The 25,579-nt window shown below is 28.4% G+C and carries 24 protein-coding genes; 20 read left to right on the top strand and 4 right to left on the bottom strand.

The features are described from left to right. Positions 1 to 12: 12 nt before the first annotated feature. Positions 13 to 927, top strand: coding sequence for a metallophosphoesterase (locus tag BUA92_RS03420; protein WP_073016712.1), 915 nt, complete (start codon positions 13 to 15; stop codon positions 925 to 927). A gap of 41 nt (positions 928 to 968) precedes the next feature. Here BUA92_RS03420 and BUA92_RS03415 read toward each other — a convergent pair whose 3' ends face one another. Then, positions 969 to 1,631 (bottom strand): N-acetylmuramoyl-L-alanine amidase family protein, encoded by a 663-nt coding sequence (locus BUA92_RS03415; RefSeq protein WP_073016711.1) that lies wholly within the window; start codon positions 1,629 to 1,631, stop codon positions 969 to 971. 193 nt (positions 1,632 to 1,824) lie between these two features. Beyond that, positions 1,825 to 2,850: a sugar ABC transporter substrate-binding protein gene (locus BUA92_RS03410; RefSeq protein ID WP_073016710.1), complete on the bottom strand. Its 1,026-nt coding sequence runs from the start codon at positions 2,848 to 2,850 to the stop codon at positions 1,825 to 1,827. 221 nt (positions 2,851 to 3,071) lie between these two features. Here BUA92_RS03410 and BUA92_RS23535 point away from each other — a divergent pair, with 221 nt between their 5' ends. The 6 genes from BUA92_RS23535 to BUA92_RS03380 all read left to right on the top strand — a co-directional run bounded on the left by BUA92_RS23535 (position 3,072) and on the right by BUA92_RS03380 (position 8,602). Further along, the gene (locus BUA92_RS23535) at positions 3,072 to 4,544 is read left to right on the top strand and encodes a sensor histidine kinase (RefSeq protein WP_242950043.1); all 1,473 of its coding nucleotides are present in this window, start codon (positions 3,072 to 3,074) and stop codon (positions 4,542 to 4,544) included. Between the two features lie 191 nt (positions 4,545 to 4,735). Beyond that, positions 4,736 to 6,199 carry a sensor histidine kinase gene (locus BUA92_RS03400; RefSeq protein ID WP_242950042.1) on the top strand — a complete coding sequence of 488 codons (1,464 nt, stop codon included), beginning with the start codon at positions 4,736 to 4,738 and terminating at the stop codon, positions 6,197 to 6,199. Between the two features lie 189 nt (positions 6,200 to 6,388). After that, entirely contained in the window at positions 6,389 to 6,976 is a 588-nt protein-coding gene (locus BUA92_RS03395) for a TetR/AcrR family transcriptional regulator (RefSeq protein ID WP_073016709.1), read from the top strand. After that, a complete protein-coding gene (locus BUA92_RS03390) occupies positions 6,966 to 7,394 on the top strand; it encodes a flavodoxin domain-containing protein (RefSeq protein ID WP_073016708.1) in 429 nt (142 codons plus the stop codon). Before BUA92_RS03395 ends, BUA92_RS03390 begins: the two co-directional genes overlap by 11 nt. Positions 7,395 to 7,415: 21 nt before the next feature. Continuing rightward, positions 7,416 to 7,955 (top strand): flavodoxin family protein, encoded by a 540-nt coding sequence (locus BUA92_RS03385; protein ID WP_073016707.1) that lies wholly within the window; start codon positions 7,416 to 7,418, stop codon positions 7,953 to 7,955. Next, positions 7,952 to 8,602: an NAD(P)H-dependent oxidoreductase gene (locus BUA92_RS03380; RefSeq protein ID WP_073016706.1), complete on the top strand. Its 651-nt coding sequence runs from the start codon at positions 7,952 to 7,954 to the stop codon at positions 8,600 to 8,602. The genes BUA92_RS03385 and BUA92_RS03380 overlap by 4 nt, the downstream gene beginning before the upstream one ends. A 149-nt stretch (positions 8,603 to 8,751) precedes the next feature. On the opposite strand, the gene BUA92_RS03375 is transcribed toward BUA92_RS03380, so the two are convergent. Next, on the bottom strand, positions 8,752 to 11,106 hold the full coding sequence (locus tag BUA92_RS03375) for an ABC transporter ATP-binding protein/permease (RefSeq protein ID WP_073016704.1): 2,355 nt from the start codon (positions 11,104 to 11,106) through the stop codon (positions 8,752 to 8,754). A gap of 329 nt (positions 11,107 to 11,435) precedes the next feature. Here BUA92_RS03375 and BUA92_RS03370 point away from each other — a divergent pair, with 329 nt between their 5' ends. The 11 genes from BUA92_RS03370 (at position 11,436) to BUA92_RS03320 (ending at position 21,521) form a co-directional block, all read left to right on the top strand. Further along, entirely contained in the window at positions 11,436 to 12,110 is a 675-nt protein-coding gene (locus tag BUA92_RS03370) for a response regulator transcription factor (RefSeq protein ID WP_073016702.1), read from the top strand. Next, complete coding sequence (locus BUA92_RS03365; protein WP_073016700.1) at positions 12,107 to 13,141, top strand: HAMP domain-containing sensor histidine kinase; 1,035 nt, start codon at positions 12,107 to 12,109, stop codon at positions 13,139 to 13,141. Before BUA92_RS03370 ends, BUA92_RS03365 begins: the two co-directional genes overlap by 4 nt. 18 nt (positions 13,142 to 13,159) lie before the next feature. Then, entirely contained in the window at positions 13,160 to 14,302 is a 1,143-nt protein-coding gene (locus BUA92_RS03360; protein ID WP_073016698.1) for an AI-2E family transporter, read from the top strand. Positions 14,303 to 14,470: 168 nt separating this feature from the next. Beyond that, a complete protein-coding gene (locus BUA92_RS03355) occupies positions 14,471 to 14,812 on the top strand; it encodes a PadR family transcriptional regulator (RefSeq protein ID WP_073016696.1) in 342 nt (113 codons plus the stop codon). Continuing rightward, the gene (locus tag BUA92_RS03350; RefSeq protein ID WP_073016694.1) at positions 14,809 to 15,642 is read left to right on the top strand and encodes a permease prefix domain 1-containing protein; all 834 of its coding nucleotides are present in this window, start codon (positions 14,809 to 14,811) and stop codon (positions 15,640 to 15,642) included. Before BUA92_RS03355 ends, BUA92_RS03350 begins: the two co-directional genes overlap by 4 nt. 500 nt (positions 15,643 to 16,142) lie before the next feature. Then, positions 16,143 to 16,781 carry a hypothetical protein gene (locus BUA92_RS03345; RefSeq protein ID WP_073016692.1) on the top strand — a complete coding sequence of 213 codons (639 nt, stop codon included), beginning with the start codon at positions 16,143 to 16,145 and terminating at the stop codon, positions 16,779 to 16,781. Positions 16,782 to 16,969: 188 nt separating this feature from the next. Next, positions 16,970 to 17,890 carry an ABC transporter ATP-binding protein gene (locus tag BUA92_RS03340; RefSeq protein WP_073016689.1) on the top strand — a complete coding sequence of 307 codons (921 nt, stop codon included), beginning with the start codon at positions 16,970 to 16,972 and terminating at the stop codon, positions 17,888 to 17,890. Beyond that, a complete protein-coding gene (locus BUA92_RS03335; protein WP_073016687.1) occupies positions 17,884 to 18,630 on the top strand; it encodes an ABC transporter permease in 747 nt (248 codons plus the stop codon). The genes BUA92_RS03340 and BUA92_RS03335 overlap by 7 nt, the downstream gene beginning before the upstream one ends. Positions 18,631 to 18,642: 12 nt before the next feature. After that, positions 18,643 to 19,347 (top strand): ABC transporter permease, encoded by a 705-nt coding sequence (locus BUA92_RS03330; protein ID WP_073016685.1) that lies wholly within the window; start codon positions 18,643 to 18,645, stop codon positions 19,345 to 19,347. A gap of 46 nt (positions 19,348 to 19,393) precedes the next feature. After that, positions 19,394 to 20,098, top strand: a complete 705-nt coding sequence (locus tag BUA92_RS03325; RefSeq protein ID WP_083553385.1) for a response regulator transcription factor — start codon at positions 19,394 to 19,396, stop codon at positions 20,096 to 20,098. A 1-nt stretch (position 20,099) separates the two neighbouring features. After that, positions 20,100 to 21,521 carry a sensor histidine kinase gene (locus tag BUA92_RS03320; RefSeq protein WP_073016683.1) on the top strand — a complete coding sequence of 474 codons (1,422 nt, stop codon included), beginning with the start codon at positions 20,100 to 20,102 and terminating at the stop codon, positions 21,519 to 21,521. 65 nt (positions 21,522 to 21,586) lie between these two features. On the opposite strand, the gene BUA92_RS03315 is transcribed toward BUA92_RS03320, so the two are convergent. Continuing rightward, the gene (locus BUA92_RS03315; protein WP_073016681.1) at positions 21,587 to 22,000 is read right to left on the bottom strand and encodes a GNAT family N-acetyltransferase; all 414 of its coding nucleotides are present in this window, start codon (positions 21,998 to 22,000) and stop codon (positions 21,587 to 21,589) included. A 322-nt stretch (positions 22,001 to 22,322) separates the two neighbouring features. On the opposite strand from BUA92_RS03315, the gene BUA92_RS03310 reads away from it, so the two are divergent. Both BUA92_RS03310 and BUA92_RS03305 read left to right on the top strand, forming a co-directional pair. Continuing rightward, entirely contained in the window at positions 22,323 to 22,928 is a 606-nt protein-coding gene (locus BUA92_RS03310) for a transglutaminase-like domain-containing protein (protein ID WP_073016679.1), read from the top strand. 168 nt (positions 22,929 to 23,096) lie between these two features. Continuing rightward, positions 23,097 to 25,547, top strand: coding sequence for a DsrE/DsrF/DrsH-like family protein (locus BUA92_RS03305; RefSeq protein WP_073016676.1), 2,451 nt, complete (start codon positions 23,097 to 23,099; stop codon positions 25,545 to 25,547). Positions 25,548 to 25,579: the final 32 nt, after the last annotated feature.

Here is a 25,579-nt window from a genome sequence, read left to right as displayed (position 1 = left end):
AAGAGGAGTGCCATGATATCAGGGAAAAAATTAGCTTTTAAGAGATTAAATGAAGCTTATAATAATGCTAGAATTGAAGAATTTGATGATAATTCTAAGTATATATTTTTTAGCGACTGCCATAGAGGTGAAAATACACCATACGATGAATTTTCAAAAAATCAAAATATATTTTTATTCGCATTAGAATATTATTATAATAACGGATATACTTATGTAGAGGTTGGAGATGGAGATGAGCTTTGGGAGCACTCAAACTTTAAGCATATAAGGCTAGCACACGATGAAGTATATACTCAATTAAAAAAGTTTTTTGATGAAGATAGATTGATTATATTATATGGAAATCATAATATACAACTAAAATATCCGGATTTCGTAGAAAAAAATTACTACAAGTTTTATGATGATTATAATGAGGAAGAAATAGAGTTGTTTCCAGGTATAACCATATATGAAGGGGTAGTATTTAGGCATAGGGATACAGGTCAAGAGATATTAACAGTTCATGGGCACCAGGGAGATGTATTAAATGATTCTTTTTGGTATTTTAATATGCTTTCTGTAAGATATTTCTGGAAGTTTCTTCATTCAATTGGTTTTATAAATCCTGCAAGCCCTGTAAGAAATGCAGAAAAAATCCATAAAATTGAGAGGATCTATAGTCATTGGATTAAAAGACATAAAACTATGATTATCTGTGGACATACTCATAGACCTCATTTTCCAAAAGCAAAAGAATTACCATACTTTAACGATGGTTCATGTGTTAGAGCAAGTGGAATACAGGGAATTGAGATAGAAAACGGGGAGATAATGCTTATAGAATGGAGAATTAGAACTGATTCAGAGGGAGATCTTCATATTAAGAGAAAAGTTCTTAGAGGACCGGAACCAATTGAAAGATTTGATTTAAGAAAAAGATAAGTAAAATTGGTCTAGAAAACCTTGTAGTTTTCTAGACCAATTTAATTTTGAGGATTAATCTTAAAATAATTGTCTATAGCTTTTGTCATTGATAAAGAAATTTTATTTTGGTAATCTGAATTACTTAAGTTTTTTTCATCAGATTCATTACTAATATATCCAAGCTCAACTAATATAGCAGGAGCTTTTACTTTTTCTAACACTAAAAAATTTCCTTTCTTTATCCCTCTATCTGTAGTTTTTAAATCTTCTATAATTTGTTTTTGGATTAAATCTGCTAAAACCTTACCTTGAGAACTGGCTTCATTATAGTAAGTCTCTGTTCCGGTTACAGACTTTTCGTTAAATTTGTTTAGATGAATGCTTAAAAATATAGTGGCCTTTTCGTAATTTGAAATAGCAGCACGCGCTGCTAAATCTTCTTTAGGCTCAGAAGGCCATGAAACTTCATCATTTTCTCTAGTATAAACAACGTTATAGCCTTTTTCCTGTAGAATTGAGCCAAGCTTTAAGGATATTTCTAAGGTGAGTTTTTTTTCTTGATTTCCTAAAGAACCTACGGCACCAACATCATATCCGCCATGACCAGGATCAATTACTATAGTTTTTTCAGCTGTATTTAATTTAGAATTTAGTAAGAGATTTACTTCTCTATATGGATATTTATTATCATAGATTTTAATTATTGTTATAGAAACTATCAAAAAGATAAATAATCCTAAATATATTTTTTTATAAGTTGATTTTTCAAATCTAATAGTAATACCCCCTAACCGTTTTACATAATTTCCCTATGAGTTAATTATATATTATTTTATAAGATATTACTGTTAAATTTTAAAATTATAATAATAAATTTATTTTTATAGTAAAAAGAGGAACAAAAACTATATTTAACTAACCATAAATAGCACTAGGAGTTAAATATCCAGTATTAATTATAGTTTCAGGAACATTGTATCTAGTTACTAAAGTTGGAGGTAAAATAATTGCGGGAACATCCTTAAAACCATTATTAATAATTGCATTAGTATCTAAAGATTCACCATTTACTAGTTTTATGGAGGCGTTAACTGCAGCTTTGGCAAGTTCTCTACTATCTTTAAGTACAGTCATTGATTGGGTTCCAGCAAGTATTCTTCTAATAGCAGCTAGAGATGCATCTTGACCTGTTATTGAAACTTTTCCAGCTAGTCCTGCTTCTTCTAAAGCTTTGATAGCTCCACCTGATATAGCATCAGTAGGGGATAATATAGCATTAATATTATTATTTTTACTTAAAATTGTTTTCACTACATTATAGCTTTCTACAGGGTCCCAATTGGGTATTGATACATTTGAAACTATTTTTATAGATCCAGTAGAAACTAGAGGCATTATATATAACATGGAGCCATCTTTATATAATTTAGAAGTATCATCATTAGGGTCGCCAGATAAAATAATATAATTGCCTTTTGGAACATTCTGAACAAGGTATTTTCCTTGAAGTTCACCAACTTGTGTACCATTAAATGACATATATAGGTCAGAGTTACTATTTTGTAGAAGACCATCATAAGATATGACCTTTATTCCAGCTTTTTTAGCTTTATCAACTAAAGAAGTGAAAGCTGAAGAGTCTAGAGGAGCAATAATTAATACATCAACGTTTTGTGAAATTAAATCTTCAACTTGTTTTGCTTGAAGCAAAGAATCATAGTCAGCGTCTTCTAATTTTAAGGTTACACCTTTTTGATCTGCATAATATTTAAAAGCTTCCTTATCTCTAATCCATCTTGGAATTCTTTGATTAGGTAAGGACACCCCTAATACAATATTTTCTCTAACTATAGAATTATGTGCATGTAACTCTTCTTTAAACAGAATATTTTCAGAGTAACTGACAGGCACAAGAAAAACCTTTGGGATTGATAGGTACATATTCATCACCTTTTTTAAGTTTATATAATAATTAAAATATTCTATTAGAAGTTATTTATTTCCAATATATTTTGAGTTTGCAAATTTTAATAAAAAATTCTTAAAATAATAATTAATATGAATGTCGATTAAAATTTAGAGGAAATTACACAAATTTGTAGAATAATGTATTTTATAAAGCAGAATTAATCAAACTAAAAATTATATTAATAGAGGTGCACATGTTTTGGAATTTTAATAAAAAAAATGATTTTGATGATATAGAAAACTTAAAAGAAAAACATAAAGAAGAATTTGAAAAATTTAAGACTGAAACGAATATCAAAAGAACTACAAAACTAGGTATAGTATTGTTTATAGTTAATTTAATGATGATTGGTGTAGATTTAACAAGCTATAGAAGTATGAGGACAGAGAATATAGGATATTTATATCTTTTTTATATTCATATTCTAACAATAGGTCTACTTCTATTTTGGTACATTTTATATTATATTTCTAAAAAATATAAAAAAAATATTAATAGAAAGCTTATTTATGAAATGTTATTAACTATATCTATGGGATCATGTATCCTCATATCATTAAATGATTTAAAAATATCTGGGCAAATATCTGTGTATTTTATTTGGGTATTAATAATATCAGGTGTGTTATATATGGATCCTTTAGAATCATTTATATTGTATGGAATATCTATAGTTTTTCTAATGCTAGGCATGCATTTTATAGTTTTTAGTAAGAGTTTATTATATTACAACATTTATAATTCTATTGTTGTGGTGATATTTGGATTCATAGTTTCTAATATTATATATAGAGGATTTTTAAGAGATTTTTTAAATAATAAAAGTTTATTAAAAAGTAAAATGGAAGTAGAAGCTGTTAATCAAAAGTTAAAAGAATATGAGAGGTTAAGGACAAATTTCTTTGCAAATATATCTCATGAGCTTAGAACTCCTTTAAATGTGATTTACAGTGCTCAACAAATGATAGAGATTATGGTTAATCAAGAAAATCTAAATAAGAGAAAAATGGAAAGCTATTTAAAAATAACTAAACAAAATTCATACAGGTTAATTAGACTTATAGGAAATCTTATTGATATTACTAAAATAGATGCCTTAAGTTTTGAGGCGACTTTTGTTAATTTAAACATAATAAAAGTAGTTGAGGATATAGCAATGTCTGTAGTTGAGTTTGTTGAAAGTAAGGGGCTTACACTTACATTTGACACTGAAGTTGAAGAGAAGGTAATATGCTGTGATCCTTATTTAATTGAAAGAATAATGTTAAACCTTTTATCAAATTCAGTTAAATTCACACAAAAAGGTGGGAGTATTTTAGTAAATATACATTTAGAGGACAATTATGTATGTATTTCTGTAAAGGATAACGGAATAGGTATACCAGATGATATGCAAGAATTGATATTTGATAGATTTATTCAAGTAGATGATGTTATAACTAAAAATACAGAGGGGAGCGGAATAGGATTATCTTTAGTGAAATCTTTAGTAGAAATGCATTGCGGAAAGATATATCTTAACAGTCAGGAAAATAAGGGGAGTGAATTCGTAATTTGTATACCTGATATTTTAAATAAAGATAGTGGAGAGAAAAGGAATATAACTAATTTAGATGATAACAGAATTGAAAGGATAAATATTGAGTTTTCAGATATTTATGACTAAGTATATAATGGGCAACTGATTTTAAATCAGTTGTCTTTTTTATAAAAATAGTCAATATATGTTTGTATTTGTCGTGCGAAAAACTTAAATAAAAGAAGGTAAATAGATAGAATTGTAGAATATTTAATTTTATAGAAAAAAATACATTTTATTACATAAAGGTATATATTTATTGATAAAGAGGTGTAAGAGTGGAGTTTTTAAAATGTATGTGGGAAAAAGACGCAATTCAGGATATTAAAAAATACAAAACAGAATTCGAAGAACTTAGGACATCAATTAATATTAAAAGGTGTGAGAAAATCGGGGTAATACTATTATTACTTAATATTATTTTAATTATAACAGATCGAGTGGTGTATGAGCCTATGAGAGCTTTTACACCTGAATATATAAATTTATATTATTCTCACCTTATAGTATTACATTTAATAATTTTATGGTATGTAATTTTATTCTTAAATAGAATATATAAAAAGTTTATAGATGAAAAAATATTATATAACTTTTTTGCAAACATAATAATATATTGGTGCCTTTTTATGGCTCTAAATGACTTATATATTAATGGACAGATATCTGCATATATAATTTGTGTATTGTCAGTAGCATCTTGTTTATATAGTTCACCAATAGAAGGAGTTATTTTATATTTTGTTTCAACTTCACTTTTTATTTCAGGTCTCTTTATAATAATAGAAAACAATCCAAACCTATTATATGGAAATATAGTTAATTCTGTAATTGTAACTTTTTTTGCATTTATTGTTTCGAAAGTTAATTACATAAGATTTTCTAAGGATTTTATAAGTCAAAAAGATTTATTAAAAAGTAAACGGGACATAGAAGAAAAAAATGAAATTTTAATACATTATGAAAAGTTAAGAAGTGATTTTTTTGCTAATATATCTCATGAATTAAGAACACCTATTAATGTCATTTATAGTGCTGAACAAGTAATGGAGCTTAATTTAAGGAAAAGTCAAAACTATGACATGAGTAAATATTTGAAAATGGTTAAGCAAAACTCATTTAGACTTATACGAATTATAAGCAATTTAATAGATATAACCAAAATAGATGCTTTGAGTTTTGATGTAAAATTTAGAAACTTAAATATTGTTAAAGTAGTTGAGGATATCACCATATCTGTTGCAGAATTTATAGAACATAAGGGGCTTACAGTCATATTTGACACTTCTATTGAAGAAAAAGTAATAGCTTGTGATCCTGATTTAATAGAACGTATAATGTTAAATCTATTATCTAATTCTGTAAAATTTACGAAAAGAGGTGGAAGTATCTTAGTTTCTATCTATCTTGAAGAGTATAAGGTGTGTATTTCTGTAAAAGATAGTGGTATAGGAATACCAGATAATATGAAGGAAATAATATTCGATAGATTTATACAAGTAGATAAATCCACTACTAAAAGCTGCGAAGGAAGTGGGATTGGGTTGTCTCTAGTGAAATCCTTAGTAGAAATTCATAAGGGAAGTATATCTTTAAATAGTGTTATTAGTAAAGGTAGTGAATTTATTATTTCTCTTCCTGATGAATTATGTTTTGAAGAAGATATACATGAAAATATTATTAATTTAGATGATAGTCGTATAGAAAAAATTAATATCGAGTTTTCTGACATATATAATTGAGTATGTTATAAGACAGAAAATCAAAGGCTTGAATATAGTTGAAAGAGAAGAGGTGAAGAAATCCCTTCTTTTTTTATTGCGTCAAAAATTACAAATGAGGAAATAAGTTGCAATTAGAACAGGATTAGATTACAATTTAAATAACAGTGTTATGAAAATAAACGTCGTTATTTAAATGGAGGATGCTTTATGGCAAGAGAAGATCAAAAAATGAGAAGTGAGATAGTTCGGAAGACTATTTTAGATACAGCATTAGAAATAGGAATAGAAGAAGGATTTGAAGAGGTTTCAATAAGAAAAATAATTAAGAAGATGAAGTATTCCACAGGAATTGTGTATCATCATTTTAAAGATAAACAAGAAATTATAGATGCCATTGAAGAAACTGAAACTAAATGGTTAAGTGCTGAAATAGCAGGATTATTAGATGAAAATAAAAACGTGGTTTGGAATATGGAGAGGATATTTAGAAGAATAATGAGATTAGCTATTGAAGAACCAGAGAAATATAATCTTATAGTTCTTCATAAGTATAGTAGAAGACAACCTGATAAACCAAGGTGGTTATCTAAGATAAGTCAAAATCTTAAGAATGACATTCACCTAGGATTGATTAGGGAAATGGATACGGATAAGGCTGCTTTTGCTATTTGGAGTTCATTTTTAGGATTTAATTTAATGATTTCTAGGAATAGGGATCTGACAAGTGAAGAGGCTGAAGAGTTATTTAAAGTTCAATTTGATATTATTTTAAGGGGGATTCTCTATGATAAATAAAATAGATATTGTGTATGCAAGCAAAACAGGTCATTGTAAAAAGATAGCTAAGGCTATAGGAAAAACTTTAAACATAGAACCTAAGAATATTAAAGATAACTCCAGCCTAGAAGATACGGATTTACTATTTATTGTATCAGGTATTTATGGGGGAGAAAGTCTTCCAGAGGTTTTGAAATTTGCAGAAAGTCTGGATAATAAAAAAGTAAAAAAGGTTGCATTAATAATATCTTCAACCTCTATGAAAAAAGGGCAAGGCAACCTACTAAAGATTTTAGAGGGAAAGAATATTCAAGTTGTCGATGAGCTACTTTCTCAAGGAAGCTTTTTAATAATGAAGCTTGGACATCCAAATAGACAAGACATCAAAGAAGCTGAGGACTTCTCTATAAGAATTTCCAAAGAGATAGGGGTATAAGGTGAAAAAGAGGGGGATATTATGGTTACTATAATAGCGGATGAAGGGCAAAACAACATAGGTGAAAAGCTTTATGAAGAATTTTTGAATAGGGGAACTAAAGTTGATTATGTTTCGCTAGAAGGAGTAGAGATAAAACCTTGTGTTAGCTGTGGAGGATGCACTTATAAAACCTATAGAAAATGTGTAGTGAGAGATGATGGAGACTGGATTTATCCTAAGTGTATAAAGGCGGACGTTCTGATTTTTGTTACACCTATTACATTTGGCAGTTACTCCTTTAAAATAAAGAGAGTATTTGATAAATTCGGATTAATAATGGATGAACATTATTATGTGAAAAACGGAGAAATAGTAAAAGGGGGCAAACCGGGAGGGAAATTTAAGTTTTTTGCTATAGGGATAAATGAAAATTGTATTGAAGAAGAAATAAAAGCCTTTAAAAGTTTAGTTAATGAAAACTTAATTATAACAAGAGGAGTAGGAAATTCATATATAGTTGACTCTGAACTTACCTCTGAAATGAGGAGTAAAATCATTGAGGAGGTTTTAAGTGCATGAAAAAAATACTTTTAATAAATGGTAGCCCAAGAAAAACTGGTACAAGTTTTCTTTTAGGAAAAATGTGCTCAGAACATTTATTGAATAAAAGTTATGAATGTCAGCTTCTTCACCTATACTCAAGCTTAAATAATATTGATAAACTATATGAAGCTATTAATAAAGCAGATACTATAATAATAAGCGGACCATGTTATATAAATACTTACCCAGCAGATATGATTGATTTTTTAGAAAAGGTATCTAGAAATAAAGAAATTTTACATGGACAAAGTGTTTATGGAATTATTCAGGGTGGAATGCCCTACTCTCATACTCATGAAAGTGGATTAAAAATGTTAGAGATATTCGGAAAAAAATGTGGGTTAAGTTTTAAAGGTGGGTTTGTAATGGGTATGGGTGCATTGGTTAATGGTGAGCCATTAAATAAATTACCAAATTCAAAAAAGGTTATAAGACAGTTAAATATATTTTTTGAACATATTTCAAGAGATGAAATATCACCTTCAGAGGTTTATAAAGAAGCTCAGTTTAAAATGCCTAGTTTAGTATATAAAATTATGAGTGTAACAATGAATAGAAAGATTGATACTAATTTAAAAAATCATGGTATTGATGTGAATCAAGAAAATCCATATTTAACTTAAAATAAAAGCCCCATTTCTGGGGCTTTATTAAAGAGTAAAACAATGATTAAAACTTAGAGATCTTATTATAAATGTATTATAGATATAAAATCATCTAACAATATATACTATGATAGATATCTCATAATAGATACATTTTATTTTAAATTTTATTCTGTTCTTAAAGCTTCAACAGGATCTTTTTTAGCAGCCATTCTTGCAGGTAGAAGTCCACCAAGTAGTGTAAGTATTACGCTTATGGTTAATAAGGTTAAAGCGTGTAGTGGATTTAGTTGTGCAACATTTTGTAATTCTGTCATGTTCTCAATTACTGAATTAACTGGGATAGTAAGAAGATAAGCAATTGTTATTCCTAAAATACCAGATGTAGCACCTATTATAAATGTTTCAGCATTAAATACACGTGTAATATCTTTTTTTCTTGCACCAAGGGCACGGAGCACTCCTATTTCTTTTGTTCTTTCAAGAACTGATATATAAGTTATAATTCCTATCATGATTAATGAAACCACAAGAGAAATTCCAGCAAATGCGATAAGAACTAAGGTTATAGCATTCATAATACCACCAGTCATTTCTGTCATAGAGCTTGCGAGGTCAGTATATATAATTGTATCTTTTGTAGATTTTCCTTGATTATATTCATCAAGATACTCTAGTACAGCATCTTTTGATTCAAAATCAGTTGGATATAAATAGACCATATAAGGCACTGACTCTCCACCTAAGTATGATAAGAAGGTGGTTTTTCCTGTTTCATCGAACTTTTCCATAGTCATAACATTGTAGTCAACATCACGTTGAGCTTTTACAATTTCTGAATCTATAGAGGAATCTATAACCTTTTGAACTAATTTATCACTATAAGCTATTCCATTACCTACAATTCCAAAAGAAACATCTTCTTTTAATCTCACAATTCCAGATATCTTTAAAGTAATACTGTTTTTAGAGTTATACATTTCATCATAATTTGTACCAGGAAGGAAGTTACCCATCTGAGTTTTTGAGTAAAAATCATCGTTTGTGATTAATTTAAATTCTGTACCTACTATTTCATTAAAATCTATACTATCAACATCATCTGTATCAAAACCAAGATTTTTTAATACTGCTTGATCAATACGATTTTGATTATCTATAACTAACACTAATCCTGTTTCATCTTGTGGATATTCACCAGATAGAAGGTCATAGTTTTTTTCTAAATAAGAAATCGAAGAGTTATCTAAAGGCTCAGGATATGAGGATAAGCCAACTCCACCTCTCATGCCAGAAGCCATTCCCTGATTATCAGAATTATTAATACCTATAGCTAATGATACAGGTGAAGTTATTCCAGATTTTTCTCTAAGTATGTTCATACCAGTCATACGAGTATAACCTATACTGTTTAAAATCTTTGGATCTATAGCTTTAACGTAGTCAACATAATCATCTGTTATAATGTTTGTATGAGTTAAAGCCCCTTCTTTTGGATCATAAAGCTTAACTTCTTTAGAATCTTCTATTGAGATAGAGGAATCTTTTTTATTCATTTCACCACGCATTTTTTCTAAACTTTCTTCGTCTGTGTTCATAGCGGTTTGCGAAACTATAATAGGGAATTCTGAAAGAGCATCCTCTTGGAATTTATCTATTTGAATTTGAAAACCTGACGAAAGGCTAAGAATCATAGCTATTCCAATAATACCAATACTTGATGCAAAAGCAGTAAGTGCAGTTCTCCATTTTTTAGTTGAAATATTTTTTGCAGATAATTTTAATGCAGTTGCAAAGCTCATGCTTGTTTTCTTTAAAGAATATCCTTTTTCTTCTTTAACATTTTCATAAGGATTAGAATCATCTACGATCTGACCATCTTTAAACTTTACAATACGATCAGCATATTGTTCTGCAAGTTCTGGATTATGGGTAACCATAATAACTAACTTATCATCAGCTATTTCTTTAATTAAATCCATAATCTGTTCGCTAGTTGATGTATCTAGTGCTCCTGTAGGTTCATCAGCTAAGATTATATCTGGGTCATTTGCAAGAGCACGAGCTATTGCAACTCTTTGCATTTGCCCACCAGAAAGTTGATTTGGTTTTTTGTGGACATGATCTTTTAGTCCAACCTTTTCTAAAGCCTCTAAAGCCTTTTTATGCTTTTCAGCTGATGAAACACCGCTTAAAGTCATTCCCATCTCAACATTATCTATAATACTTAAATGAGTAATAAGATTATAACTTTGAAATATAAACCCAACACTATTATTACGGTAAGCATCCCAGTCAGAATCTTTAAATTCCTTAGTTGATTTACCGTTAATAATTAAATCGCCACTATCATACTTATCAAGGCCTCCTATTATGTTTAGGCAGGTGGTTTTTCCAGAACCACTTTGCCCTAAGATTGCCACAAATTCGTTTTTTCTAAAATTTACGCTTACATTATTTAATGCAACTTGAGTAAAATCTCCAGTAGTATAGCTTTTTTTAATATTTTTTAATTGAAGCATTACATCGTCTCCTTACTATTTTTATCCGATAGCTAGCATCCATAATACTCCCACTTCTTCAAGTGGGCGATAACGGATGCACGCTCCTGGATTAGTTCAACTAAATTCAGCTGGAGTATAAAAACTCCACCTGAAAAGTTTCACTTTATTGCTGTAGGTGAAGTATAAAATAGAAATATTAACTCAATGTAAACTGAAAAATATGATTAAATTTAATTAAAAAGTAGTTTACATTTAGTTAATAAAAAATAGGTAAGATATAATAGTATCTAATTTAAAAAATATATACATGTTATAATGAAACAAAAGTAAGTAAGGTGGTTTTAAATATGTTTAACATAATGGTTGTTGAAGATAATGATAATACAAGAAAACTAATGGAAGCTGTGCTTTTAGAAAATGGATATAAACCTATTTTGGCAAGGGATGGTTTAGAAGCTTTAGATATTTTAGATAAACAACATATAGATTTAATAGTATTAGATATTATGATGCCGAATATGAACGGATATGAACTTACAAAGGAGCTTAGAGAAGCTAGGTTTAATTTACCCATTTTAATGGTGACTGCAAAGGAAAGTCCTTCAGATAAAAAACAAGGTTTTATATTTGGAACAGATGATTATATGGTAAAACCAGTGGATGAAGAAGAGATGATTTTACGTATAGCGGCATTACTTAGGCGTTCTAAAATAGCTAGTGAGCATAAACTTGTTTTTGGAGAAACTGAGCTTAATTATGATGAACTTACAGTTAAACAAAAAGGTAAAATAGAGTTATTACCTCAAAAGGAATTTATGTTATTATTCAAATTATTATCTTATCCAAATAAGATTTTTACAAGGAGACAGCTTATGGATGAGATTTGGGGTATGGATAGCGATACTGATGGGAGAACAGTTGATGTACATATTAATAGATTGAGAGAAAAGTTTAAAGATAATGAGGATTTTCAGATCATTACCGTGCGTGGACTTGGATATAAGGCGGTGAAAGCAGAATGAAAAGATTAAAAAGTATGAATGCGGCTCTAGTTGTAATAGTATTTATTATAATGATTTCTTCTGCTTTATTATCTGGAATTTTAATTATTATTCTAGATAAGTCAAACCTTATGCCTCCAAATGGAGCAGGTCCAATATATTTATTAATAGTGGGTCTTATAGTCAGCACTATAATAGGAACAATACTTACATTTCCAGTGGCAAAATATTTTTTAAAGCCACTAAATGAGGTAATATCAGCAACTAGAGAGGTTACAAAAGGAAATTTTAATGTAAAGGTGAAGGAGCTAAAGAGAAAACACGAACTTGGAGAGCTTATTGATAGTTTTAATAGTATGACAAATGAGCTTAATAGTATAGAAATGTTTCGTAAGGACTTTATTAATAACTTTTCGCATGAATTTAGAACCCCTATAGTATCCATAAGAGGGTTTGCAAGACAACTTCATAAAGCCTCCTTAACAGAAAATCAGAGGCTTGAATACACAGATATAATTATTAGAGAATCAGAAAGACTTGCCAATATGTCTTCAAATATTTTATTATTAACAAAACTTGAGAATCAAGCTATCATTACAGATAAAAACTGTTTTTCCTTGGACGAACAGATTAGAAATTGTATACTTCTTCTCCAGATGCAGTGGGAGAAAAAAGAGATAGAATTTAATATAGAGTTAGAACCTATAGAATTCTATAGTAATGAAGAAATGTTATCTCATGTATGGCTTAATTTATTAAGTAATGCCATAAAATTTAGTCATAAAAATGGAGAGATATTAGTTAAAAGTTATTATGAAGGAAATGATATTAAAGTTAAAATATCAGATAATGGCATAGGCATGAATGATGATACTAGAGAGCATATATTTGAAAAATTTTATCAGGGAGATTTAGCCCATGTATCTGAGGGAAATGGACTTGGATTATCCTTAGTTAAAAGAATAGTTGATCTATGCCAAGGGAAAATATCAGTAAAGAGTAAGCCAGAAAAAGGAACAGAGTTTATTGTTAGGCTTCCTAGTCAGATTTAAAATTGGAGGAGAAAGTAGATGAATTTTAATAAAAGAAATATCATGGATATTGCTAAGTATTTATTTTTAGCTTTATTTGTAGTCCTAGTAGTGAAATATTCAGAAAACATTTTTTCAACGATAGGAAATATAAGTGGGGCAGCAGTACCTCTAATTTCAGGATTAGCAATGGCATATGTTCTAAACATATTGATGAAAAAGCTTGAAAAAATATATTTTCCTAAATCAAAGAATGAAATCATAAATAAATCTAGGAGAGCAGTCTGTATATTTTTAGCTATACTTCTGATTATATTTATAGTAGTAATAGTTGCTTTAATAGTAATCCCTGAATTAGTAAATGCTATTTCTGTTATAATAGCAGCTATACCAAAATTTGTAGAGGACATTATTAAATTTATAGATACTAATAGTGACAAATATGAAGTTGTTGAAAATACATTAGTAACCTTGCAAATAGATATAAATGAGATATCAAGGAGTGTTATGACTTTCGCATCAAGTTTGCTTACAGGAGTTCTTAACTCAATTATTTTATTTGCATCAACAATGGCAAATAGCCTAATAAATTTTATAATTTCGCTTGTATTTGCAATCTATGCACTTGCAAACAAGGAAAAACTATCCTATCAGATAAAAAAAGTAATGAAAGCATTCTTAAAAAATAAAAGTATAGAGAAAATTAACTATGTATTTCATGTTATAAATGAGTCTTTTTCAAATTTTATTGTAGGGCAATGTGTAGAAGCTGTTATTATAGGTGGATTATGTACGGCAGGAATGTTTGTCTTTAGCTTCCCTTATGCTGTTACAGTTGGAGTATTTATAAGCGTTACAGCTTTAATACCAATAGTAGGCGCATATTTAGGTGCAGCATTAGGTGCATTTATAATTCTTACAGTAAGTCCACTTAAAGCCGTATTATTTTTGCTTTATATAACTATACTTCAGCAATTAGAGAATACTTTAATTTATCCTAAAGTTGTAGGATCAAGTATAGGATTACCGGGTATTTGGGTTTTTGCTGCAATAACTTTAGGCGCAGGACTTGGGGGAATAGTTGGAATGCTTTTAAGTGTACCAGTAGCTGCAACTATTTATAACTTATTTGTAGATAAAGTAAATAAGAGGTTAATAGAGCAGGAAATGAAGAAAGAATAATTAAGATGAGCTATAGTTATATGGCTCACTTTTTTAGTCTATTTATCTAAATAAAGTAAAATAAATGAATTATTTGGATACAAGTACTTGATATTATTAAGTAATATGAATTATACTATAAGAGTACTTAATATTATTAAGTAGTTTATTATAGAAAGGGGATATGAAGTGGAATTTGATAAGGAGATTTTAAAAGGGTATATTGATTCAATGGTTTTATCTGTACTTTATAATGAGGATATGTATGGGTATTTAATAGCAAGAAAAATTAAAGAAACATCAAATGAAGAGTTTGAAATGAAGGAAGCCACCTTATATGTATCGTTAAAAAGATTAGAGAAAAAAGGATATATTAAAGGGTATTGGAATGATACAGAAGGAACCAATGGTGGGAGAAGAAGGTATTATTCTATTACTGAAGAGGGTAAAGATTATTTTATAACAATTTCTAGCCAATGGAATGCTTTAAAAAGAATAATAGACAATTTTATGGGGGGGGAAATAGAATGAAGAAGATTGAAGAGTATGTTGAGAATATATACAGAAGCTTTGATGAAAAAGATGAAGAAACGAAGATTATAAAAGAGGAAACAATAACACATTTAATGGATGAGGTGGAAGACTTAAAGAAATCAGGATTATCTGAAGAGGAAAGTATTAATAAAGCTTTATCAAACTTTGGAAATGAAAAAATAGTTATAAATGAATTGAAATTAATCTTAAAAAAGCAGGATAAGTTTTCAAAGATATTAAAAATATCTGCAATAGCTTTCTTTATGATAGCAAGTGTATTTTTCACTATTTATGTTGCAGATGACTTCAGCCATAGGAATGATTCCAATCCATATTTATCAGATAAAAACACAAAGGCGTATGTTTTTGAAGTTATAAAAGATAAAATCAAAGATAAGAATGAAATAAATTCTGAGTTGAATAATGAAATAACTAATCTACTTGATGAATTTAATATAAAAAATGATAATGGAATATATGACATTAAAATTTCTAAAGGTGATAGTTATAATATAGTATATGAATACAAAAAAGATGTAACTGATGAAATGATTCCAAATGGAAATGGCGGAGCAAGTGGAGTTTATAGTGATGAAGGTACTCATACATGGGACATTTTCTACAAGAGAACTGATAAACAACAAAATTATGATTATGATGTGCAACAGAAAGCTTGGAATGAGAGGGTTAATAGAATACCAAATAGATTAGGTCAAATATCTAATTATCTTTTTGTAATTTCAGGGGTATTAATTTTTATATATGTTATTAATAAATTGTATATGAAGGGTTCATTTTCAGTTATTAAGCCTTTAAAAAGTAATTAAAATTTAAAAATTTTTAGAAAGACTGTCTTACTTAATAAGATGGTCTTTTTATTTTAAGTGAAAAGTAGATGAAACCCGCATAAACACTATATATTCTTAAGAAGATTTATTCTTATATTCTTAAGAAGCTTTATTTTTAAGAAGTTTTATTCTTTTGTTTTTAAGAAGTTTACTTCTTAAGAAGTGGACCAAGGTCAACATTTTTTATTCTTTAGACCAATTATACTTTTTCAAATTTGTAGATAACTTAAATTAGATATTAATATAAGAAGTCTACGTGAAACTCCTAAAGAATAAAAAATAATAAAATTGAGCTCCTGCCATTTTTTCCTCACATGCGTTTGGAAAGGCAGATGAGCAAAAAAAAGTAGACGGCTCATAATCGCCTTGACGACTTTTTTATATAAAAAATTTAAAACTTAAGGTAAAATATATTAAGAAAAGAATTTTAAAATAAGAAAGTATAATAATTATGAAAGCAATTAGATTGGAGTGGAATTATGGAAAAGTGTTATATGTTATTTAATGATGAAAAAATCTATATTAAATCCAATAAAAGTAGCAATGTTGTGGAGTATACAATTAATGATGTTGTAAGTTATCCTAATGTACCATTATATTTTAACATTTTTAATAACGAAGATGTTATAAAGGACATGAGAACGTTTATAAAGGATAACGAAGATATTAATAGTTTAATGCAAGGAATATTTGCTAAAAAAGTTTATTTGCTTGTGCCTGATGATGTAACAAATGTAACTGATATTGAGAAAAGAGCTTTTGATGAATTTGCTAAAAAGTTACTTAAAGGGAAAGAAGTTGTTTTCGGATCAGAATTTGCTTTTGTAACAACCTTTGAGGAAAAAGATTATGTATGTATTTCAAGAACTTGTAGAATGTTGATTTTAACTTCTATTAAAGATAAAAAAATCTTTAAACAAAAATTTATTCAAGATAAGGAGTACACAAATGATGAATTACGTACTCTTATAAATGAAGTAAGTGATAGTAATGAATACTTGCCTAAAGTGTACTTAAACGGAAATAATCTATCTCAGTACTCTGATATAGGAATTTATGTTGATAAATTAGATATTATAAAAAACTTCGAAGATACTTTAAATCAATTAAATTTATAGAATAAAGATTAATACATTAAAATTATAATATTTAAAGCAAAAATTATACCAAGCTTATAGATGAGTTAAACTTTTTTATAAGCTTGGTATTTTTTTATGAAAATTAAGATAGAATTAAGCTCACCTAAAATCAATATTAAAGAGAACATTATAAGATTATAGTGAAATAAGCTTAAGAGGTGAGTAAAATGAGTAGATATATCGTTGAAACAAAAAATCTAGTTAAGGTGTTTAATAAAGTTAAAAGTGTTGATAGTGTTAATCTAAAGATAAAAGAGGGAGAGATATATGGATTTTTAGGTCCTAATGGAGCTGGAAAGTCAACAACTATAAAGATGTTATTAGGACTTATAAGAGCTAATAGTGGTGAGGTATATATTTTTGGAAAATCAATTAAAGAAAATAGAGAAGAGATTTTAAAAAACATAGGAGCTTTAGTTGAAAGCCCATCCTATTATGGACATTTAACTGCCTATGAGAATCTTGATATATTAAAAAGAATGTTAAAGCTTAATAAGGAAGAGATTGAAGAGAAACTTAAGCTTGTAAATCTGTGGGAAGAGAGAAATAAAAAAGTTAATGAGTTTTCTTTAGGAATGAAGCAGAGACTTGGGATAGCGCAGGCTCTTATGGGAAACCCAAAACTTTTAATTTTAGATGAACCGACTAATGGTTTAGATCCTGCTGGAATAATAGAAATTAGAAATCTAATAAGATACTTAGCTAAAGAAAAGAAAATTACCATAATTATTTCAAGTCATATATTAAATGAGATTGAGTTAGTAGCAACTGAGGTTGGAGTAATAAATAAAGGAAAACTACTATATCAAGGCTCTCTAGAGGATTTAAAGAAAAACGCTACTAATGAAGTAATAATAGGACTAGAAAAGAAGGAAGACAAGGCTTTAACTATGAAGCTTTTATTAGCTAGAGGATATAGGGTAGAAGAGGAAAATTTAAAACTAAAAGTTAAAGGAAATAATTTATCTCCTTCAAAAATTTGTAGAGAAATAGTTATGGGGGGATATTCATTAAACTATTTAGCTGAAGAAAAAACTTCATTAGAGGAAATTTTCTTAGGACTTACTAAGGAGGAGAAGGTATGCTAATGGACTTAATAAAAAACGAGTTTATAAAAGAAAAAAGAAATTTAGTTATTTTATTTATACTTGCAATACCAATAGGAGTTTCAGCTCTCTTGGTGTTTGATTTTTTAATAAGGTATGAAAGTTGGCTTTTACCACAAGCTACCTTAAAAGGATTAACCTCTTGGCAAGTTTTAATAAAAGAGCAGAGAATACTATATTTTAATGATAATATGCCCCTATTTGCTTCACTTATCTTAGTTACTTTATTTGAAAGTGAATATAAGAGTAACGCATGGACATTTTTATTAACTAAACCTATAAAAAGAAACAGTATTTTAAATGCAAAAGTTATTGTGGCCGTATTTTATTCAATAATGATGCTTTTACTAAATGTATTTTCCTTGATAATAGTTGGACTAATATTTAAATTCAAAGAACCTATTCCTTGGAGATTTTTTATAATAATGTTTTGTATTCAATTAATATCAACTTTAGGAATAATGACTATACATTTATTTATAAACCTAAAAAATAAAAACTTACTGATATCCATTGGAGTGGCAGCAGTACTTAGTGCGCTTTCTTCCAATATATATCATAGTGAAACTTTCATCAGAAATATAAATCCCTATGGTTTTTCTTTATTTTCTATAACTCAAGGGCGAAATGAGATAACTATCGTTTTAATAATTTCAGCAGCCATTCTTATAGTAGGCTCATCTTTAGTTAGAAAATATTTTGAAAATAAAGAAATATATTAGGAGGATTAAGAAATGGAATTATTAAAAGTAGAATTTTTAAAAATTAAGAAAAGCTCTTTATTGTTTACAGCCTTGGCTGTTCCAATAGCTATAGTTTTAATATTTATAAAAAAGGCACAAGGGCTAGCTGTAAATGGGTTAGAAATTAATGAAGCTATAATTATGTTTTCTTCAATTACCTTTATAGCCTTAGTACTACCTTTACTAAATACATTTGCTGCATGCATAATAACAAAGGTTGAAAATGATAATAATGGCTGGAAACAATTAATGCTTATGCCTATTAAGAAAAGTAGTATTTACTTCACAAAATATAAGATTATGCTATTAACTTTAGCTGCTTCAATAGTTTCTTATCTTCTAGCAGTAATTTTAGGAGGGTTTTTTATAAGTAAAAAAATAGACTTAAGTATATTAGTTGTTGGAATTGAAATATTTATAACTTCACTTCCAGTAATAATTCTTTTATTTATAATAGGAAGAAATTTTATGAGCATAATACCAGTTATTTCTGCTGGAGTTGTTATGATGATTACAAATATTTTTATAGCTCAAAGTAGATTTTGGATTTATGCTCCTTGGACATACGCATTATCAATTACAAATGGGGCAATAAGTTCCTATGAGAAGTATATAGCTATAGGTGCCTCCTTAGTTTTAGCTTTTTTATTATTTGCACTAGATTATATAAGCTTTAAGGAATCGGATATAATGTAAGGGTGAACTATGGTAAAATTATACTTGTGATAAGGAGGGTATTATCGTGATTAATGATGAACTATTAAACAAGAAGATAATGCTTGTTGATGATGAAAGAGAGCTATTACACTTACTAAAGGAAGTTTTTATAAAGGAAGGCTTTAGATATATATACGAAGCTGAAAATGGAATTGATGCAATATTAATGTGTAATGAAAAAAATCCTGACATAATAATTTTAGATGTAAACCTACCAGACATAGATGGATATATGGTTTGTGACAAAATTAGAACTTTCTCAAACTGTCCAATAATTTTCTTAACTGCAAAAGGGGAAGATGAAGAGAAGATAAAGGGTCTTGAAGCAGGGGGAGATGATTACGTAACTAAACCATTTAATATTAAGGAAGTGGTTTTGAGAGTTAAATCTCAGCTTAAAAGAGACAATATGGGTAAGGAAATAAAAAGCAGAATATATACATTTGGCTCAATTATTATAAATGAAGAAACAGGCGAAGTTAAAAATGGAGATGAGAATATAAGTTTAACAGCAAAAGAGTATTTATTATTATTATTTTTAGCTAAAAATATGAACAAGGTTTTTAGTAAAGCCTCATTATGTGAGGAAGTTTGGGGTTATGAGTATGATGGTTATGATAATACCATTATGGTTCATATAAGACACTTAAGAGAAAAACTTGAGAAAGATCCAAGTAACCCCAAGCACATAAAAACATTAAAAGGAATTGGTTATAAGTTGGTGAACTGATATGAAAATAAAATTAACAGCAAAAATATTGATATCTATGATTTTAGTTTTTCAAATAACCTTTCTTATTTATGGACTTTTAAATTTATTGATATACAAAACTGATATAAGTTTTGGAGAGAAGATATATAGTGTATCATTTTCAACTTCAGATTTTATAGAGCCTTTTATAGAAGAGCTAGAGGATAGAAATGAGTTTAGTTTAAATGATGAATATATAAAAAGACTAAAAGAAAACAATGTTTGGATTCAAGTTCTAGATAAGGGTAATAATGAGGTTTTTAAAGAAAATAAGCCTGATAATATTCCTACTAGTTATGCGACTTCAGAATTAATTAATTTCATACAAAATCCTTGGGAAAGTATAGCTCCAACTACCGTTTCTACAAAAGAATTGATAAAAGGGAATGAGAAATACACTTTATTAGTAGGTTTTCCAATAAATAAGGTTTTTAAGTATTCTTTAACTTTCACAGAAGAAAGTTTTAGATATCATTTGAGTATGATAGTTTTTGGTTTTGTTTTGGTTGGAATTGTAGCATATATTTTTAGTAGAAATCTAGTGAAACCAATGGTATCAGTAATTAAGGATATAGAAGATTTAAAAGATGGTATATATAAGCCTAAGAAAAGTAAAAAGGGAATTTACGAAGAAGTAAGTAAAAATATAAACAATTTATCAGTTATCTTAAAGGAAAATGAAATGCATAGAAAGGAAGTTGATGAGGCAAAAGAAGAGTGGATTGCAAATATAAGCCATGATTTAAAAACTCCATTAAGTTCCATCAAGGGATATGCAGAACTTCTACAGGGAGAAGAATACGATATAAATCTTGATGATGCAAAAAGATATTCACATATAATTCTAGCTAATACAAATCATATTCAGGAGTTAGTTAATGATTTATCTTTAATATATAAACTTAAAAACAAGGTAATTCCTATAAGTTTAAGTTATGAGAATTTAGTGACAATACTCCAGGAATGTATAATAGACTTACTTAATAACAGTAATTATAGTGAACGAGAAGTGAACTTTAATTATGATGATGAAAATATAATAATAAACTGTGATAAAAAATATATAAAAAGGGCTATAACCAACCTGTTAGTTAATGCAATGGATCACAATACAGAGGATACGGTTATTGATGTATCAGTGTTTAAAAAAGATAGCTTTATAAACATAATTATAGAAGACAATGGACAGGGAATAGGAGAAGCGGATTTAAAAAATATATTTAACAGATATTATAGAGGAGTTAATTCAAGTTCCAAATCAAAAGGATCTGGATTAGGCATGGCCATATCTAAAGAAATAATAAACTGGCATAAGGGTGATATAAAAGTTCTAAGTGAAATTGGAAAAGGAACTAAAATAGAGATTTTCTTTGAGGAATTTAAAGAAAACCATGTGAAGTAAAACTTTATAAAAGTAGATTTAAAAGAGGAAGATGATTCCTCTTTTCTGTATGCTAAAAATTAAAATTACCACTTAAAAAGTGAGATAAATCCATTATTGCTTCTGGATAATCCAAATTTAGAGTAAAAAGATTCCTCAGAAGGTTTTGTTAACAAAACAGGACTTAAGTTATTTTCATCAAGAAGTTCCATCAAGTTTTTCATTAAGCTTGTACCAATTCCTTTACCTTGATAATCTTTATGTACAAGCAACCTTAAAATATAAGCATGTTTTATACCATCAGAAAGCACTTGAACAAATCCAATAAGATTATTTAAATCATCTCGAACAGTGATCCAACCCCAAGATAAGTTTAGAGAATCTTCTAGCTTTTTAGGTAAACTTATTCCCCAACCAATAGTTTTCAATAAGTCATTTAATTCATTAATATCAATTTTAGCGTTTCTTTCAATAAGCATATTTTTATACAGTCCTCTCATAAGTAAAAATTAATTGTAAATAATATGATAATTATAACATTAAGTGCCAAATGGTGTATACATAAATTGAGGTATTTATATTTGGTTTAAAATATCCTGATTTAGAAAAATAAAGTGCATAAGAAATACTCGTAAATGATGATTAAAAATAAAAACTTAAACTCAAAATTTAGCAATAATTCTAAAAACTAATATAAATAAAATTTAAATAAATCAATAAGAAAGGGTTTTTTAAATAATAGTGTTATTAACATATATATATATTAAGTGAAATTCATTATAATATAGTTATTTAAAAATAGATTTAACATGGAGGAACAATTTGTTTATATTAGATAGTGAAAATTTATTAGATTATTTAAAGGTTAATAAATACGTTGACTTTGATAATGAAGTTATTAAAAATAAAGCAAAAGAGCTATTTAAAGAAAGTTCAGATGATATTCAGAAAATAAGGACTGCCTTTGAGTACGTTAGGGATGAGATTTCTCATTCTTGGGATATTAAAAGCACAAGAGTTACAAGAGTCGCTTCAGAAGTTCTTATATATAAAGAGGGTATTTGTTATGCAAAATCAATGTTACTAGCTGCACTACTAAGAAATGAAAACATTCCTGTAGGTTTTTGTTATCAAAGACTAACGCTTGGGGATACTCCAGAAACAGGTTATTGTATTCATGGATTAAATGCGGTTTTTATTTCAAGTTTAAATAAATGGATAAGGTTAGATGCACGTGGAAACAAAAATGGGGTTGATGCTCAGTTTCTAATAACAGAAGAAAAATTAGCATTTGAAATACGTAAAGAATTTAATGAGTTTGATTATATGACCATTTTTAGTACTCCAATTAAAATAGTTACAGATACATTGGAAAATAATATAGATTGCATGGAAATGGTTAAATACAATCTTCCTACAACATTATAATAGTATATTAATGTAAAAGGACTTATCTTAAAGAGATGGGTCTTTTTTAGTTTTAAGTGTGATTAAGTCACAGACTATATTTACCTATAGGCTTTAATATAAAAGTAAGATATTTAAGAATTTAAGATGTTTTATATAAAAACATTATAAATATAGGAGGAGTTCTGTATGAAAAAAGTAATAATTGTTGGTGGTGTAGCAGGCGGAGCTTCAGCTGCTACTAGATTAAGAAGATTAGATGAAAATTTAGAGATAATAATGTTTGAAAGAGGAGAATACGTAAGTTTTGCTAATTGCGGACTTCCGTACTATATTGGAGGAGAAATAAAGGAAAGAGAAAAACTTTTGGTTCAAACACCTAAAAGTATAAATGATAGGTTTAATGTTGATGTAAGAGTAAATTCTGATGTTGTGTCAATAGATACAGATAGAAAGGTTGTTAAAGTTAACTCCTTAGAAAAAGGAGAATATGAGGAAAGCTATGACTATTTAATATTATCACCTGGAGCAAAACCAATTAAACCACCTATTAAAGGAATAGATAGCCCTAAGATATACACTTTAAGAAACGTACCAGATACAGATAAAATTAAAAAAGTTGTTGATGAAAAAGGTATAAAAAGTGCTGTTATAATAGGTGGAGGTTTTATAGGAATTGAGATGGCTGAAAATCTTAAAGAAAGAGGATTAGATGTCACTTTAATAGAAGCTGCTCCACATATATTAGCACCTTTTGATTCTGAAATGGTAACTATTGCAGAAAAAGAGTTAAATGATAGAGATGTATCATTGATTTTAAATAATGGAGTTGATAGTTTTAAAGATAATAATGATTTAATAGAAGTTCATTTAAAAGATGGAAGTTTTGTTGAATCTGACATAGTAATTTTGGCTATAGGTGTGGCTCCTGATACTTCATTTATTAGGAATACTAACATTGAATTAGGTGCAAGAGGTCATATTATAGTGGATGAGTATATGAGAACATCTGCATCTGATGTTTATGCTGTTGGGGATGCAATATTAGTTAAGGATTATGTGTCAGGAGAAGATGTCGCTATTCCTCTAGCAGGACCAGCTAATAGACAAGGCAGAATTGCAGCTGACAATATAGCTGGAAGAAAGGTAGCTTATAAAGGAACACAAGGAACATCTATATTAAAAATATTTGATTTAGTAGGAGCTTCAACAGGAAATAATGAAAGAACATTAAAAAGACTAGGAGTTGACTATAAAACAGCATATATACATCCTATGTCTCATGCAAGTTATTATCCTGGAGCAAAACAAATATCAATAAAATTAATTTTTAATAAAGATGGTAAGGTTTTAGGTGCTCAAGCTTTTGGATACGAAGGTGTTGATAAATTTATAGATGTAATAGCCTCAGTTATTAAGCTTAATGGAACCGTTGAGGATTTAGTAGAATTAGAACTAGCATATGCACCACCATTTTTATCGGCAAAATCTCCACAAAATATGGTAGGATTTGTAGCTGAAAATTATTTAAATGGAACTACAGATATAATCTCGGTGAATGAATTAAATGAATATAATAGTGAAAGCAGCACATTATTAGATATTAGAGAAACTATTGAAGTTGAAAGTGGTTCTATAGAAGGATCTATAAATATTCCTTTAAATTCTCTTAGAAGTAGAATGAATGAATTACCTAAAGATAAAGAAATAATTGTATATTGCGCTGTAGGACTAAGAGGGCATATTGCATCTAGAATTTTAACTCAAAACGGATTTAAGGTTAAAAATTTATCTGGTGGATATAAGACATATATCCAATCAAAATATATTGCAAAAAAAATCAGTAAACAAAGTAATTTAAATACAGATATTCAAAAAGAAGAAGTAGCTGTGGATATAAACTCAATAGAGTTAGATGCATGCGGATTATGTTGTCCAGGACCATTAATGCAAGTTAAAGCTAAAATAGACACCTTAAATATTGGAGATGTATTAAAGGTAAAGGCTTCAGATCCAGGATTTTATGAAGATATTAAATCTTGGTGTAAAAATACAGGAAATGAATTAATGTCTTTAGATAAAAGCTGTGGAATAATCTACGCTGAAATAAAAAAAAAGTCTAAAAGTAATGTAGAAAATGTTGATATATTGGAGAGTTCAGTTAAACTTGATAACTCTCAGACAATGGTAGTTTTTTCAGGTGATTTAGATAAGGCGATAGCATCATTTATTATAGCTAATGGTGCAGCAGCTATGGGCAAAAAGGTAACAATGTTTTTCACCTTCTGGGGCTTAAATATTTTAAGAAAAAATGAAAATATACAAGTCAAAAAGAATATAATCGAAAAAGCATTTGGTTTCATGATGCCAAGAGGTTCTGAAAAGCTTACCTTATCGAAAATGAATATGGGCGGCATTGGGGCTAAGATGATTAGAGGAATAATGCAAAAGAAAAATGTACAGTCACTAGAAGAACTTATGAAAGCTGCTATGGATAATGGAGTGAATATAGTTGCATGTACAATGTCTATGGACATAATGGGAATAAAAGATAAAGAACTAATAGATGGAGTTAATTTTGGAGGAGTAGGTTATTACCTAGGAGAAGCTTCAGAATCGAATATCAATCTATTTATATAAGTAAACAAAGGCTTTGATAATTGATTTTATCA

Origin of the sequence: Clostridium intestinale DSM 6191, from assembly GCF_900130055.1 — a bacterium.
GTDB classification, from domain to species: Bacteria; Bacillota; Clostridia; order Clostridiales; family Clostridiaceae; genus Clostridium_T; species Clostridium_T intestinale.
This window is presented reverse-complemented; position numbering and strand designations above follow the sequence as displayed.

Excerpts from the sequence above, each read along its gene's own strand:
- BUA92_RS03420 (WP_073016712.1), top strand. The coding sequence starts at position 13 with ATGATATCAGGGAAAAAATTAGCTTTTAAGAGATTAAATGAAGCTTAT.
- BUA92_RS03410 (WP_073016710.1), bottom strand. The coding sequence starts at position 2,850 with ATGTACCTATCAATCCCAAAGGTTTTTCTTGTGCCTGTCAGTTACTCT.
- BUA92_RS23535 (WP_242950043.1), top strand. The coding sequence starts at position 3,072 with ATGTTTTGGAATTTTAATAAAAAAAATGATTTTGATGATATAGAAAAC.
- BUA92_RS03395 (WP_073016709.1), top strand. The coding sequence starts at position 6,389 with ATGGCAAGAGAAGATCAAAAAATGAGAAGTGAGATAGTTCGGAAGACT.
- BUA92_RS03390 (WP_073016708.1), top strand. The coding sequence starts at position 6,966 with ATGATAAATAAAATAGATATTGTGTATGCAAGCAAAACAGGTCATTGT.
- BUA92_RS03385 (WP_073016707.1), top strand. The coding sequence starts at position 7,416 with ATGGTTACTATAATAGCGGATGAAGGGCAAAACAACATAGGTGAAAAG.
- BUA92_RS03380 (WP_073016706.1), top strand. The coding sequence starts at position 7,952 with ATGAAAAAAATACTTTTAATAAATGGTAGCCCAAGAAAAACTGGTACA.
- BUA92_RS03375 (WP_073016704.1), bottom strand. The coding sequence starts at position 11,106 with ATGCTTCAATTAAAAAATATTAAAAAAAGCTATACTACTGGAGATTTT.
- BUA92_RS03370 (WP_073016702.1), top strand. The coding sequence starts at position 11,436 with ATGTTTAACATAATGGTTGTTGAAGATAATGATAATACAAGAAAACTA.
- BUA92_RS03365 (WP_073016700.1), top strand. The coding sequence starts at position 12,107 with ATGAAAAGATTAAAAAGTATGAATGCGGCTCTAGTTGTAATAGTATTT.
- BUA92_RS03360 (WP_073016698.1), top strand. The coding sequence starts at position 13,160 with ATGAATTTTAATAAAAGAAATATCATGGATATTGCTAAGTATTTATTT.
- BUA92_RS03350 (WP_073016694.1), top strand. The coding sequence starts at position 14,809 with ATGAAGAAGATTGAAGAGTATGTTGAGAATATATACAGAAGCTTTGAT.
- BUA92_RS03345 (WP_073016692.1), top strand. The coding sequence starts at position 16,143 with ATGGAAAAGTGTTATATGTTATTTAATGATGAAAAAATCTATATTAAA.
- BUA92_RS03340 (WP_073016689.1), top strand. The coding sequence starts at position 16,970 with ATGAGTAGATATATCGTTGAAACAAAAAATCTAGTTAAGGTGTTTAAT.
- BUA92_RS03335 (WP_073016687.1), top strand. The coding sequence starts at position 17,884 with ATGCTAATGGACTTAATAAAAAACGAGTTTATAAAAGAAAAAAGAAAT.
- BUA92_RS03330 (WP_073016685.1), top strand. The coding sequence starts at position 18,643 with ATGGAATTATTAAAAGTAGAATTTTTAAAAATTAAGAAAAGCTCTTTA.
- BUA92_RS03320 (WP_073016683.1), top strand. The coding sequence starts at position 20,100 with ATGAAAATAAAATTAACAGCAAAAATATTGATATCTATGATTTTAGTT.
- BUA92_RS03315 (WP_073016681.1), bottom strand. The coding sequence starts at position 22,000 with ATGAGAGGACTGTATAAAAATATGCTTATTGAAAGAAACGCTAAAATT.
- BUA92_RS03305 (WP_073016676.1), top strand. The coding sequence starts at position 23,097 with ATGAAAAAAGTAATAATTGTTGGTGGTGTAGCAGGCGGAGCTTCAGCT.